The following is a 12,804-nucleotide window of genomic DNA, read 5'->3' on the forward strand; positions in this document are numbered from 1 at the left end:
GAGGTAATCCGGATGTGTGGGCGTTTTTAGTTTACAAACAATTTAACTTCGGTTACTTATACTATGTGGATATCATTAGCGAAGTATCTGTCCGTACTAGGGCGGGTGCTTTTTTGCGTTTTTTTTATTTGATGTCCCAATTCAATTAAAACCTGTCCTTATATATAGTGAGGGCGGATAAGGAGGCGTGCCAGTACTGAGTAAGCAGAGTGTATCTAATGCGCAAAAAGATTTAATCCAAGACTTACTCGATAGTGGATATAGCGTTTGCCAGATAGCTAAGAAGCTAGACGTGCACCACAACAACATTAGAAGAACTATAAGTAAGTATGCGCTGGAAGTGTACGTTGCTTTTGACGAGAACGATAGCAGCCTCACTGAAATTGATCATCTTACCGATTTCGCGTATGAGGAGTTTTGGGATGGGATAATTAGCGATGTGTTCCTACACGGTGAGGCCGAACTTATTTTAGATGACGTGCGATTGGAGGAACGGAAGTACTTAAACTCCACTTACGGGGGTCTGAGTGGTTATCTTTTAGCTAAAGGTTATGGTACGTTCAGAAAATACATCAAAATAAAGTGCACAGTATGTCAACTAATGAGAAACGTCTCTCAGTTTACTACTAGGACAAGTTCGATGCTAGGGCTTAACAACGCCTGTGTATATTGTGAAAGTAAGAGACAAAGGGACAAGAAACAACAAATAGCCGATGCTAACGGAAAAGAATTGGGCACTGTTCGACGTTGGACTACCTCTAGTTTTGCGGCTGAGGTCAGTGCGAGAAGTGGTGGAACGCTGAAAGTTTTAGGGAGGTATCGAAAATCTAATATTAAAACCGAATTTTTACATGTTATATGTGGTGAATCATTTTATACAACCCCTAATAGCGTCTTAAATGGTACTAGGTGTCCTATCTGTAGATCTTCGAAAGGAGAAGGGAAAATAAGAATGAAGCTACAGGAGTTGGGATTAGATTTTACTGAACAGTATAGGTTTAAAGCCTGTAGAAATAAATACCCACTGCCTTTTGATTTCTGTGTAGAAACACCTATAGGTAAGGTGCTGATTGAGTATGATGGTGCACAACATTTTATAGCCGTTAATGCGTGGGGAGGGGATGAAGGACTTGCTACTATAAAACGTCGGGATCGTATTAAAACAGATTTCTGTCGAGCTAACGATATTCCTCTAATTCGAATCAAATATACGGAGTTTGATGGTATTGAAACGGTATTAACTAACGAACTCATTGCGTTAGGTGTTATAGAAGATCAGTCAGTAGTTTGGTCCTTGTTTGCAGCTTAATCGTTTGCACTTTATTACACTTACGTAAAGTTAGCGTAAACACGTTTTTGCACTATTTCACACAACCGAAGTCCTTACGAATTTCCAGTTCGCTCGCCTAACGCTAATATTACGCCCGCCTGCGAATCACCGTAAAATCGCCGTGAAATTAACGTGTTTAATCTCGCGGAGGGATAAACGGAGCCAAACGCTACCAAAACGTCTAATTTAACGGTGATTTCACGGCGATAACACGTAATGTACGCGGCGGGTACGGTGGGGATTGCGGAAACGGGGTGGATCAGATACGGTTTTATCTTTTATATTTTAAAATCCGCGCAATTAGATATGTGTAATACAAGGTAATCCGCGCGTAATCCCTTTATATGTCCCGTATAAGGGTCGAATTGTACCCGTTACGGAGTTTATTAAGAACGATAGTGATTAATAAACTAGATCTTAAGGTCTTAAATCTTTAAGTCTTTAAAAGATATAATAAAATAACACAACCGTCCGCCATTGTCAACTATTATTTTACACGCGTCATTTTTACCAGTTTGTCTGCGTTAAAATTTGCACTATTTCACACAGGGGTGGTCGCTAATGGAGTGGAGATCAGCGCTAGGCGCATCCGCAGAATGTAATGTAATGCTCGACGTACTTGAGAGTGGGTTTGAACCACTATCGCCGAGGACCGCGACATCTACGTTTGACCTTGTAGTTGAGGGGTTGCGTATACAGATTAAGCGCGGAGATAATACCGGAACTAACTTAAAGGCGGATATCCGCAGACCCTCCGCAAAATGTCGGAAGTATACAGCGGAAGAGGTTGATGTCTTCGCCGTTGTTGATCCGATTAGTAGGCGCGTAGCTTACGTTCACAGAGCGGAACTTGTTCATGAGCGTCACCTAACACTTTATCTCACGCGTGATCACACTAGGAAGGGGTTACCTACGTCGTACAAGGCTCAGTACTTCGATGATTATATAGGATTCCACAGAGTACTACAAGTAGCACGAAATAACACTGGCCGAGTGGCGTAGCTAACCGGCTAATTACGGAGGAGGTTACGCTATGAAATTCCGCAAGAAACCCGTACTCGTCGATGCGGTCCAGTTTACGCCGGGCCTCGAAGACGGCTACGCATGTTACGTTGTTGGTGACGGAGGGCGCTTCGTAGGCTACCACGATAAGCGGACGCCGATTCCGCCGAGTTTCCGCAAGGTGCCCGCGATTAAGACGATCGAAGGATTCCACGAAATCAGCACGGACGATTGGATTATAACCGGAGTGGCCGGCGAGCGTTATCCGTGTAAGCCGGAGATATTTGCGCAGACTTACGAAGCCGCCGACGGACCGCCACACGAAGAGGAAGCGCACGAAAGGATACGCGAGGCTTACGAAAGTAACGTAGATTTGGCGGCTGACCCGTTTGATACTTATGGCGGCTTTGTGCGCGGAGTCCATCACGTACTCGAAGCGCTCGGAATAAAAATCGAAGGAGTGAACGCGTAATGACAACGCAAGCAAAAGTAACAATTCCGCGCGAGGTGGCGGACGCAGTTGAGAACTTACGTAAAGGCGACGAGTCCTCGGCGTTTACAAACGAAGATATTGCGTACAAATACTCAACCATCTCCGACAGAAGTGTATCCGCACTCTCTATCCGCAAAATTCCATTTGACACGTTAATGCGCGCTCTACTTGACGGATACGAACGCGAGCTGACGGAGGAAGAGGCGCGAGAAGAAGCGTACGAAAAGCTCCGCCAAGTGTACGCTGAGCATCGATCAGGTGAGGGCGCGTATGAAACCTCGCGTGAGGATCGGATATTCTCGGACGGAATTAAGTGCGCACTAAACACGCTCGGCATCGTAATCTCCGAAATAAACAGCGAAGCTAACAACGCGGAAAAAGGAGGCGCTGCCTAATGTTAAACGTAAAACTAACGCCAGCCTACACGCTAGTATCCGACGACAAAGCGCTCAACTTTATCGTAAAGGAGCGCCGCACCGTTGACCCTACGAAAGCACCCGGATATAAAGCGGTAGCCGGCGTAGAAGCCCCGCCAATGACGGAGAAATACGTAGATGTCGCGTATTATCCGGTAAATTCGGAAGGACTTCGCGCGGCACTCGATTATGTGCGGTTTAAGAGCGCGGTTGCGGAGGATACGGCGCGCCTCTCGGAGTTTATGGCGGTGCTGCGAGCGGAGACACAGCGGATAACAACGTCAATGAGCGCAGCCGTCGGTACGTGGCCGGAGATCAACGTTGGAAACGCGCAAAGAGACGCGTTTGGGGCGTCTAAATCGCGTGAAATTAGTACGGATAGTGCAGGCGGAGTGTTAGCGGAAGGGTAGCGGTAAAAGCGCCTATTTACCGCCGAAAATCAGCCATAAACACACCTTCGCCATATTTACGCGGAGTTATTATACGAATAAGGGAGCGGATGAAATGACGTATGATCCAATTAACGCGGCGCTATTCGAGATTCAGCGCAGCGTGTCCGAAAGTAGTGGCGGAGGTATATTCGATATTCACTATAAAGCGGATAGAGGAGCGCTAGTTGTCCCGCACGGCGCGGAACTTACGCCAGACAACGTAGTCTTAGCGGTGCCGGATGCGCAGGTAATGTTTTACGCGGCGATGGCGGAGTTTGCGCGGGGAGGTGCTGCGTAATGGATGACTACCGCGGTTATCTCGTAAAGGTCGACGGAAAGAAAACATTCCGATGTCTCGCGCAAAACTTCTATTCCGGTAAGTTGTATTTACGCCTTCCTGACACATTGGCGCACTTAGACTGCGGTTACTGTACGACGCCTTCGTTCGAAGTATCTGCGGGGCGTTGCGAGCGTATCGAAGAAGAAGACGTAGCGGAAGCGGTGTTGGCGGCTGTGCTTGCCTATGAGGAGGGCGGAGAATGAAACGCGAAGAGATTATCGCAAAGTGGATGGGGATTTCAGCGCGGGAACGTGACGCGTGGGTTGAACGGGAAGTATTCGGCGGAGAGACGTTCGGACAGTTTCGCGAGGTTAACGGCGTGCGCGTATTGATTCCGCATTATACAACGGATATCTACGCGGCGTGGGCGGTGCTTGAACGTAATGGGATTTACGGAAGTATTGCGTACATGGGCGAGGATTATCGCGCGGAAGTCTGGGCGCGTTGGGACGGCGCCGGTGCCTCAGAGTACGAATACGCGGTATCGCTATCCGCCTCGGAATCAATCTGTCTCGCGGCCATTACCGCTCGTTTAACGGAGGTGAGCGTTGATGTGGCCGTTTAAGCGAAAAAAGTCCGTTCCCTGCTGCGATCACGGCTGGCGCCTGATTGATACGTTTATTCGCGAGATTGATACAGATCCATATTCGCTTGATTACGATATGGAACGCGTTCCGTTCTTCGTGGTAAGCTGCGCCTTGTGCGGTAAGCAGCGCACACTTAATGAAACAGAGTTCGCGCATTTCCGCCAGTATTTCAACGTTAAGTTACCGGAGGTGACTACGAATGGAACTGCGTAAATTTCCCGTAACCGCGCCGGACGGAACGGAGTATCGCGTTAAGATCGAAGAGTGGCGCGAATCGCTAATTGGTCCGTGTCTGAGCGCCGTCCTGTACGTTCCTCGTAAACGATGGGGATTCCGAAAAATATACACAATGACGCTATATTCATATCACGATCAATATGACCCTGACGACGTTGAGTATGTCGCAGTAGCGCGTGAGGTAGTAACGGCATATTACTCTAGCCTCGCAGCTAACGAAAGGTGGGCGCAGCAGAAAGCGGAAGACACCGCGCGTAAACTGGCCGCAGTAGAACGCTTTAACGCATGGGGTGGACGAATAGAAACGGAGGTGTAGCGGATGAAGGCGCGAGTATATGAAAGTGACGGAACAGAATACCGGGTTAAAATACGCGAGGTTACGTGGGGTATTCAATGGGCGGAGGTTGACGTATATGCGCGGAGGAAATACTTCGGATGGCGTAGGGTAGCGAAAGAATCGTTCGGACACGGTAATGGCTTCTACGACGCGGACAAGCCGGATTTTGTAAGGATCGCGAGAGTGGCCGTGAGTTTCTACCACATTCCGCACATTATTCGTAAAAGCTCCGTGGATAAATTTCGTAAATGGGACGGGAGGTAGCGTAAGTGAAATTCGAAAGTGTAGCGGATATTATAACGCATTATCGCGGAGACAACTCCGTAGATGAAGACGAGGAGGAAACGGAATGTTCGACTTAGGCGACCGAATTGTATTATTTCTCGTAGGTAAAGCGTTAGTTACCGTGGGACTAATTGCGGCGGTTATTTCGCTAATACTCAGCGCAGACGTGGCGATTATCGTCTCAATCTGCGCGCTCGTAATCGGAAGTATACTCTCGTTGGAGGCGGCGTGATTATGACGAAAATGACGAACGAAGGTATCCGCGAGTTTAACCTGTGGTTGTACGATAACCCACGCTATCACACGCTGAGTTGGCGCGAGCAAGTGGCTGAGTTTTATGCGCAGAAATATCGGAAGGTGGCGTAAATGAAAACGTTAGATTAACGGAGTATTCGAGCGAAAACGGGAGATGAACGGTATATCGGACACTCTAAAAAATGCATGAATTTGCACGAAAAACCGTACTGACATCGAGTTTGAATTACAAGAATGTAGTAGAAACCGTTCAAAAAGCGGGTTTATCTTAGATAGTCACATACATGCTTAAACAGCGGAATCGCCGAATATGGCGTTTTACTATCCGCGATCTATCAATCTATAATCGGAGGTGTCAACGGATGACAACGGAAACTAAACGGACTGACCGCAGGAATTTACACGCGGACTTGGCGGTATGTGACGAAGCAACACCGGGGCCTTGGAATATACATGATCCCGGATTAGGTAGAGGTCACGTCTACACTAGCATAGACGGACGTACGTACAAAAGTGCATACGGAACCGTGCGTAAGGTAGCACGCATAGTTGTGTGCGGGATGGATTCGGACGGGCTCCTTTTCAACGTGCACTATACGCGAATTGAAAACGGGCGCAAAGGCGTCACGTACGAAGATAATTTCGCTAAATGGGCGATAGAGGAGGTTGTCGAGAGTGAGGGTAAATAAACTAATCGAATTGCTGAAAACAATGCCTCAAGCCATGGAGGTCGCAATATGGCCTGTTGATTTTGTAAAGTGTGACATCGAGGATGTGGCGGAGTGGAACGGGATTGTTTATATTTCGGATGTACCACGGAAAGGGTGAGCGCTATGCCAAAAAAGATAACCGCCGAGCAACGCAAGTCCTGGCGAACGCTACCTCTCGCGGACTGGAATACGCTGACCTGCCACGCGATGGTTATCGATCTGAACGCGGAGAAATTCGGCGTAAATAAATACGTACCTTTACGCGGATGGCAGTTTGAGCAGGGTGTAATCAAACGCTCATTAGCGGAATATGGTGCGCCAGCCTTACGCGAAACGATCGAACGTGCCTTTGCGGAACATCGTGTAACAACGCAGTATCCGCAACTTACCGCAGGGTTTCTAGTAGCGTATATGTTGCCGCGCATTATTCCGCAAGTCCTTGCGAACGGGCAACGTAAGGAACGCGCTGAGCAAGCGGTAGTTAATGGCGGGATGACTGCGGAGGAGATAGCGGAGTTTTTATGAGAATCGCGTAATTCTACGTAAAACGGAGTATTCACGAGTTTAAATCGATAATCTAAGAGTATCACGAATTCGTCAGACGGCGTTATATCGAGTTTTACAGAATTCCGACAATTCGATAATATTCACGTTGAAGGGGGGAACCGTAAATGTTAAAGTGCTATCTAGTTCAAGATCGATCGGGTGAGCATCAGCAACTTGTATTCGCAGAAAAGAGAAGTATTGCAATCGTTGAGAGCGAAGCATATGAATGGGAAGGGTATTATACGGAGATACGCGCTACAAGAGAGCCCGCGTTCGACGTTTATGCGGAACAGGGGTACGTTCCGAAGGAGGTTCTTGTCGCGAACGGATGGTGGTTTGAGTGCTACGGATGGAACGAACGGGGGTACCGATGCTGTGTACGATTATGTGAGGAGGACAAACCGTTAATAATCGGGGATAAAGTATACTGTAACGAGGCGCACACACGTAAGATGAAGGAGGTCGCGTAATGATCCACGGACTGAAACTCGTACAACCTCATTTTGAGGATGTATGGGAACGCCGGAAGCCGTTCGAAGTACGCAAGAATGACCGCGACTATAACGTAGGTGATGAGCTTGCGCTTAGCGAATATGATCCGGAAACTCAAACGTATGGTGAACGGACAGCTATTCGCATGGTCACGTACATTCTCGACGATCCGGCGTACGTGAAAGAAGGCTTCGTTATATTAGGAATCACGTAAATAGAAGCAATCCGTAGCAATAACGCGTAAGACTATGACAACCTCGCGCGCGTGATTGTAGCATAAAATTACGCAGAAATCTACGAATATGAGGGTATATGACCGCAAATCCGAAGTGATAACCGTAGTATAAACCGCTAGAATTAATACCGAAGGAGGAACGCAATGTCACACGAAGCGCATTCTAAAAACTGCATACTCGCGGAGCCATGTACGCTAGCCAATACCGCCAAATGTAACGCGCGTTGTTCGTCCTATATTGCTACGATGGGCTATAACGGACTTGGCGGACGCGTAGGCGCTGCGAACGTACCGGCGGAATACAGGCGCGTAACACTCGCCAATTCGCCAGCACGAACGGAGCAGGCCGCCGCATATAAACACGCCGAGACATACGCGCATACTTTCACGCGGCAATTCGGTGATGCGTCAGATGAGCGCATTAAATCGCTCTATTTATATAGCGCGGAACCCGGAACGGGCAAGACTACGACGGCCGCCGCGTTGTTAAACGAGTATATCGTCCGCCACTATATCGGATCAATCCAACGAGGCTTACAGCCTCAAGAACGGCCCGGCTACTTTCTCGACGCGAATGAAGCGCAGGTTTTGTATACGGAGTTTAACCGACCGAAAGTTCCGGACGATATTGCGGAGCCAGCATCACGCGAATATTATCGTAGGCTGCAGGCGGCAAAGTTAACGCCGTTCGTAATCATCGACGATATCGGCGTACGAGATGCGACCGATGGATTCCGCGGCGACCTCCACAGCGTGATAAACCACCGTGTAACTAACGCTATGCCGACCGTTTATACATCTAACGTGTTGATGGACGATTTAGCTACGGTGTTCGATCGGCGGTTAGCGGACCGTATACGTGACATGTGTATTGAAATACGCTTTGTCGGAGAAAGTAAGCGAGGTCTGCGTAAAACGGCGTAATACGTTGCTACGGTAAGCAAACGAGAGATAAGCGGCGTGTTACGAAGGCTCACACGACAATTCGACAAATTGCGCTATGAGAGAGCGTTGAGAAAGAAGTTAATTACGTTAAATATTTCCTAATGCCGTCCAATTATTTATAAAAAGTCCCAATTATGTCGAATGTGTCAATTTTAAAATCACCTTATTTGCGGTTTGGACTAACTATTAAGCGGGAGTAAAATTGGAGGTGTATCTATTGGCGCTATATGGAACCCAGCTACTATCTAAGATATTAGACACCGGAGACGTATCCGCTTTAACACGGCTCAGCGTAAAACGCGCAGACTATCCGTCAAAAGGCGAACAGACTGCGCATGACTTTCTCCTTAAGTACGCCGCGGAAAACGCAGGAGCTGCGCCGTCACTCGCGTCATTCCTCGGCGCGTGTCCCGACGTTGAGTATATCGCTGGCGTTACGGACTCTTTCGAATACTTAGCGCGAGAGTTAAAGGATGCGGCGGGTAAGCGTGCGACTGCGGAGTTATTGAGTGATCCGAATATGCAACACGAATTCGACACGAAGACTACGGAAGAATTTGTCGTATCATTGACGAAACGGCTCGAACGGATTAAACTGGAAACAAGAACAGGCGTTCGTGTATTTACAGATATTACCGAATCCGCTGGCGAATACCTGGCGGAGTATCGAGCGCGTAAGGCAGGGACGTCGTTTAAGATTTGGCGTAGTAAATTCGCCACAATTAACGAGCAGATCGGCGGTTACTTTAGCGGTAATATGTACGCATGGTACGGGAGATCTGGTCGCGGAAAATCCGTTATTGTAATGGAAGACGCGGTAATTGAGGCGGCGTTTCAGGGCGCAACGGTGCTTCCGTGGATACTCGAAATGAACAAATACGAATGGATGGCGCGAGCATACTCGTCGATCAGCGCACGGATAAGCGGCACAGTTGAGCGTATTGACGGCGTCGACTATACGGTTGGCTTCGATAATCGCGCAATGCTTATGGGAAAGTTGGACGAGGCGTACGAACGCGGACTCGAACAGTTCTGCGCGGTAATTAACGAAATCATCCCCGGTCGGATACTGTTACGCGCAACAGATAGCGAAGGCTTCACGGAGCGCACGGTCGCGCAGCTTGAGGCGGACATAATCGAAACTGAGGCGGATGTCATCGTCGTCGATCCGATCTATCTCATGGACTTCGAGGCGAATACGTCGAGAGTAGCCGGCGGAGACGTGGCGGAAACGTCAAAGAAGCTGCGTAGATTGGCCGGACGGTTAAAAGTGGTGATGCACATCGTTACGCAGGCGGACGAGGATGAAAAAGAGAAGGGCGAGGATGGCGTAAGGGAACTGCGCCTACCTAAACGCGCCGACGTTAAGAAAACGAAGGCGATACTCGAAGACGCTACGAATCTATTTGGAGTCGACACGCTAAATAACGAAGGGCGCGGCGTTATCGGAATCGGGAAGGGGCGTAATGGTGGCGAGGACGCTACGATAGAGCTCGTATACCTTCCGAATTGGGGCATCGTGCAGGAGACGGATAGGGCGGTGGAGGCTGCGCAGTTTAGTCCGTAATTCGTAAAAATAAGTTTTTGAATAAAACGTTTCCTCTTTGGAAACACTTATAAGTTTATTGTGTTGACAAAAGAAATATGACAAGTTATTATGGGGGCGTGGACAAATGGATAAATAGTGAAATAGAGGTGGCAATTTCCGTGGATGAGAACTTACTAGGTCAGTTCATAGCAGAAAAGAGAAAAACTAAAGGAATGTCTTTGCGTGAAATAGCAGAAAAAGCTGAACTGAGCCCGTCGCAACTAAGCAAAATTGAGCGCGGACTCGTGAAGAGCCCTAATGAGGACACTTTAGATCGAATCTCTTACGCTTTAAATGAGGATAGAAATGCAATCTATGCGTTAGCAGGTAAGTTGAATAATGATGCAAAAGCGGAAGCAGCATTGTACATTCCTGAGCTACTCGGGGGCTACGCGTTCAGTGAGGTTTCCGCCACGTATGAAAGGCATGATGTACTTAGTAGTGTTCTTGATGATTACGCAACGAAAGAGGCATCGCAAATATTTACCATGCGTATTATTCGTGCACTTGAAGAGTATCGAGGAGACCTTTCAGATGAAGATACCTTATACATCGCACGTGAAATGGTAGCAGCGTTCGAACTAACTACTAAAAGACTTCAAAAGTCTAAAAAGGATTAGGTGACCTAATGAACGCTATTAATAACGAATTATTCCTTTCCGCCATCGAACGCTATCCCTGGCGTAACACGCAGCCAAATAGTCGCGGACGCCTAATCGCATCCTCCCCGTTCGGTGATCGCGCGGACAATACGCCATCTTTCTCGGTTGTGATCGATCCCGACGCGGAGGCCTTCGGTTGCTGGAACGATGCTGGCGCGGTTGATCCGTACTGGGCGCGCGGCAGTCCGATTAAGTTATATGCGTTTTTACGCAACATTACGCTGCAGGAAGCGTTTGAAGAATTAACGGGCGGAGACGTAGAGGACAAGCCAACGCTCCGTGTCCGACTGAACGCGCCCGAACCGGAATTAATACGCCGACCCATCGACATGACTCCGTACATACAACGAGAAGTCCCGTATCTTACGGGGCGTAACATAGCGCCAGTTATTCAGCGGCTTTATAGATGCGGATTTGATAGCGAGAGGAACGCGGTAGTTATGCCGTGGACAAGCCCGATCGGAACGTTTCTTAACGCGAAGTGGCGGTCAACCTACGGTAAACAGTTCTGGTATGCGCGTGGAGGAGCGCCAGTTAAGTCGATGATATTTGGTGTAGATATCGCTCACAGGCGGTGTATCAAACGCGCGGTCATTACGGAGGCTGAGATAGACGCCATGACAGCAGCGAGCGCGGGTACGTTCGGCTTAGCGGTCGGCGGGTCGGAATTTACGGATGAGAAGGCGGAGTTACTGCGGCGTAGTCCGATCGAGGAGCTGCTGATTGCGGGCGATAACGATGCGGCCGGCGAAAAACTCCGCTGGCAGATCGAGCGTAAGATGCGCGGCTATATGCGGCTATACAACGTAGAAATTAATGACGCGAAGGACTTTAACGCGGCAGGTATCGAGGCTACGCGCGAGGCTTGCGCGAATGCTACGCAACTATTAACGGTACGGCCGCGTTTATTAATACGTTGAATGTCGTAAAATTTGGCGACATTTGTACGGTGCGAACGAAATTAATCGCTCGCTGCCTTATCGGGAGTTGCCGCAGAAACTTCGGTCCACGCGTATAGATCGTACGGCGAGTCGAGACCGAGGACTTTCGCAATCGTGCGTGCTTTATCGAGACCCATTACGCCGACTTTATCGCGGTCGTTAATCCAGTGACCGATTTGTGAGCGCGAATAGCCGGTGCGGCGGCCGAGTTCAGCTTGCGACATATTACGTTCTTTGAGCAACGTCCGAAGTCGGCATTCACCGACAACGTACATTTAAATGCCTCCGTAAAAAAGATTTAATTCAGATGTCCCAAATAATGAATTCCTTGTCCTTATATATAATATAACCAAAAGATAAGGAGGTTTTAAGTTGAACCATAAAAAACTAAATAATTTAGCTACACAAGCCAAAGCGGGAGACGTTCATGCTATGTGGGAGGTAAAAGGTCACTTCCAAGCTTACATTCACATGCTGTCTGAATTGAACAGGAATAGGTTTTTGTCCCAGGAAGCATTTGAAGCAGAGTGCTTCAAGATTATAGACGGTGTTATAGAAAGGTATGACCAGTCCCTTGGTAATTTCTCGCAATTAGTTATTAATTTTATTAAAAGGCGATTAGGTAGAAGTAGCAAAAGGTATAAAAGCTCTCTTGAGAAGTATTGTGTTTCTTTTACTGAACTACCTCAAACCACAGGTAATCAGGATGGATTCACGGAGTATGTTGTTGTGGACGACTTGGCGGTCGTCGATGAAACACTCTTATTAAATGAAAGAATCACCGGCTTGGCGGCCGGTGACCCGAGGAAATTGGCGATTCTAAACTCCTGGTTAGACCCCGAATATAATGACTCTAAAACCGCTAATCTGTTGGCGCAGACTAGTGGAGGTAAGGCAGAGTCACATCGGAAGTTTATAGGAAGATTTAGAACCGAGTGTCAAAAAGCGTTGGCAAACGCAGTCTGACTTATT

General features: G+C 48.1%; 24 protein-coding genes. 23 read left to right on the forward strand and 1 reads right to left on the reverse strand.

The window, feature by feature from the left end:
- Window positions 1-187: 187 nt before the first annotated feature.
- The 22 genes from MHB64_RS09485 to MHB64_RS09590 all read left to right on the forward strand — a co-directional run bounded on the left by MHB64_RS09485 (window position 188) and on the right by MHB64_RS09590 (window position 11,811).
- Complete coding sequence (locus tag MHB64_RS09485; RefSeq protein ID WP_341134227.1) at window positions 188-1,309, forward strand: hypothetical protein; 1,122 nt, start codon at window positions 188-190, stop codon at window positions 1,307-1,309.
- A gap of 582 nt (window positions 1,310-1,891) precedes the next feature.
- Window positions 1,892-2,332: a group I intron-associated PD-(D/E)XK endonuclease gene (locus tag MHB64_RS09490; RefSeq protein ID WP_341134228.1), complete on the forward strand. Its 441-nt coding sequence runs from the start codon at window positions 1,892-1,894 to the stop codon at window positions 2,330-2,332.
- 31 nt (window positions 2,333-2,363) lie between these two features.
- Window positions 2,364-2,804 (forward strand): hypothetical protein, encoded by a 441-nt coding sequence (locus tag MHB64_RS09495; RefSeq protein WP_341134229.1) that lies wholly within the window; start codon window positions 2,364-2,366, stop codon window positions 2,802-2,804.
- Complete coding sequence (locus tag MHB64_RS09500; RefSeq protein ID WP_341134230.1) at window positions 2,804-3,220, forward strand: hypothetical protein; 417 nt, start codon at window positions 2,804-2,806, stop codon at window positions 3,218-3,220. Before MHB64_RS09495 ends, MHB64_RS09500 begins: the two co-directional genes overlap by 1 nt.
- Complete coding sequence (locus tag MHB64_RS09505; protein WP_341134231.1) at window positions 3,220-3,651, forward strand: hypothetical protein; 432 nt, start codon at window positions 3,220-3,222, stop codon at window positions 3,649-3,651. The genes MHB64_RS09500 and MHB64_RS09505 overlap by 1 nt, the downstream gene beginning before the upstream one ends.
- 94 nt (window positions 3,652-3,745) lie before the next feature.
- The gene (locus MHB64_RS09510; RefSeq protein WP_341134232.1) at window positions 3,746-3,970 is read left to right on the forward strand and encodes a hypothetical protein; all 225 of its coding nucleotides are present in this window, start codon (window positions 3,746-3,748) and stop codon (window positions 3,968-3,970) included.
- The gene (locus MHB64_RS09515; RefSeq protein ID WP_341134233.1) at window positions 3,970-4,215 is read left to right on the forward strand and encodes a hypothetical protein; all 246 of its coding nucleotides are present in this window, start codon (window positions 3,970-3,972) and stop codon (window positions 4,213-4,215) included. Before MHB64_RS09510 ends, MHB64_RS09515 begins: the two co-directional genes overlap by 1 nt.
- Entirely contained in the window at window positions 4,212-4,577 is a 366-nt protein-coding gene (locus MHB64_RS09520; RefSeq protein WP_341134234.1) for a hypothetical protein, read from the forward strand. Before MHB64_RS09515 ends, MHB64_RS09520 begins: the two co-directional genes overlap by 4 nt.
- Window positions 4,564-4,812 (forward strand): hypothetical protein, encoded by a 249-nt coding sequence (locus tag MHB64_RS09525; protein WP_341134235.1) that lies wholly within the window; start codon window positions 4,564-4,566, stop codon window positions 4,810-4,812. Before MHB64_RS09520 ends, MHB64_RS09525 begins: the two co-directional genes overlap by 14 nt.
- A gap of 136 nt (window positions 4,813-4,948) precedes the next feature.
- A complete protein-coding gene (locus MHB64_RS09530; protein WP_341134236.1) occupies window positions 4,949-5,152 on the forward strand; it encodes a hypothetical protein in 204 nt (67 codons plus the stop codon).
- A 3-nt stretch (window positions 5,153-5,155) separates the two neighbouring features.
- Window positions 5,156-5,437 (forward strand): hypothetical protein, encoded by a 282-nt coding sequence (locus tag MHB64_RS09535; RefSeq protein ID WP_341134237.1) that lies wholly within the window; start codon window positions 5,156-5,158, stop codon window positions 5,435-5,437.
- Between the two features lie 85 nt (window positions 5,438-5,522).
- On the forward strand, window positions 5,523-5,690 hold the full coding sequence (locus MHB64_RS09540) for a hypothetical protein (protein WP_341134238.1): 168 nt from the start codon (window positions 5,523-5,525) through the stop codon (window positions 5,688-5,690).
- A 2-nt stretch (window positions 5,691-5,692) separates the two neighbouring features.
- The gene (locus MHB64_RS09545) at window positions 5,693-5,824 is read left to right on the forward strand and encodes a hypothetical protein (protein WP_341134239.1); all 132 of its coding nucleotides are present in this window, start codon (window positions 5,693-5,695) and stop codon (window positions 5,822-5,824) included.
- A 251-nt stretch (window positions 5,825-6,075) separates the two neighbouring features.
- Window positions 6,076-6,402, forward strand: coding sequence for a hypothetical protein (locus MHB64_RS09550; RefSeq protein ID WP_341134240.1), 327 nt, complete (start codon window positions 6,076-6,078; stop codon window positions 6,400-6,402).
- Window positions 6,389-6,541 (forward strand): hypothetical protein, encoded by a 153-nt coding sequence (locus MHB64_RS09555; protein ID WP_341134241.1) that lies wholly within the window; start codon window positions 6,389-6,391, stop codon window positions 6,539-6,541. Before MHB64_RS09550 ends, MHB64_RS09555 begins: the two co-directional genes overlap by 14 nt.
- Window positions 6,542-6,546: 5 nt before the next feature.
- On the forward strand, window positions 6,547-6,948 hold the full coding sequence (locus tag MHB64_RS09560; protein WP_341134242.1) for a hypothetical protein: 402 nt from the start codon (window positions 6,547-6,549) through the stop codon (window positions 6,946-6,948).
- Between the two features lie 146 nt (window positions 6,949-7,094).
- Window positions 7,095-7,439, forward strand: a complete 345-nt coding sequence (locus tag MHB64_RS09565; protein WP_341134243.1) for a hypothetical protein — start codon at window positions 7,095-7,097, stop codon at window positions 7,437-7,439.
- Window positions 7,439-7,675, forward strand: a complete 237-nt coding sequence (locus MHB64_RS09570; protein ID WP_341134244.1) for a DUF3850 domain-containing protein — start codon at window positions 7,439-7,441, stop codon at window positions 7,673-7,675. Before MHB64_RS09565 ends, MHB64_RS09570 begins: the two co-directional genes overlap by 1 nt.
- Window positions 7,676-7,840: 165 nt before the next feature.
- On the forward strand, window positions 7,841-8,620 hold the full coding sequence (locus MHB64_RS09575) for a DNA replication protein (protein WP_341134245.1): 780 nt from the start codon (window positions 7,841-7,843) through the stop codon (window positions 8,618-8,620).
- A gap of 238 nt (window positions 8,621-8,858) precedes the next feature.
- Window positions 8,859-10,208 (forward strand): DnaB-like helicase C-terminal domain-containing protein, encoded by a 1,350-nt coding sequence (locus MHB64_RS09580; protein WP_341134246.1) that lies wholly within the window; start codon window positions 8,859-8,861, stop codon window positions 10,206-10,208.
- Between the two features lie 140 nt (window positions 10,209-10,348).
- Window positions 10,349-10,849, forward strand: coding sequence for a helix-turn-helix domain-containing protein (locus MHB64_RS09585; RefSeq protein WP_341134247.1), 501 nt, complete (start codon window positions 10,349-10,351; stop codon window positions 10,847-10,849).
- Window positions 10,850-10,857: 8 nt separating this feature from the next.
- Complete coding sequence (locus tag MHB64_RS09590) at window positions 10,858-11,811, forward strand: toprim domain-containing protein (RefSeq protein ID WP_341134248.1); 954 nt, start codon at window positions 10,858-10,860, stop codon at window positions 11,809-11,811.
- Between the two features lie 41 nt (window positions 11,812-11,852).
- Here MHB64_RS09590 and MHB64_RS09595 read toward each other — a convergent pair whose 3' ends face one another.
- Window positions 11,853-12,107 (reverse strand): helix-turn-helix domain-containing protein, encoded by a 255-nt coding sequence (locus MHB64_RS09595; RefSeq protein ID WP_341134249.1) that lies wholly within the window; start codon window positions 12,105-12,107, stop codon window positions 11,853-11,855.
- Window positions 12,108-12,204: 97 nt separating this feature from the next.
- Here MHB64_RS09595 and MHB64_RS09600 point away from each other — a divergent pair, with 97 nt between their 5' ends.
- Window positions 12,205-12,798: a hypothetical protein gene (locus MHB64_RS09600; protein WP_341134250.1), complete on the forward strand. Its 594-nt coding sequence runs from the start codon at window positions 12,205-12,207 to the stop codon at window positions 12,796-12,798.
- Window positions 12,799-12,804 lie beyond the last annotated feature (6 nt).

Origin of the sequence: Paenibacillus sp. FSL K6-2859 (assembly GCF_038008265.1) — a bacterium.
Classification (GTDB): domain Bacteria; phylum Bacillota; class Bacilli; order Paenibacillales; family Paenibacillaceae; genus Paenibacillus_AQ; species Paenibacillus_AQ nitricinens.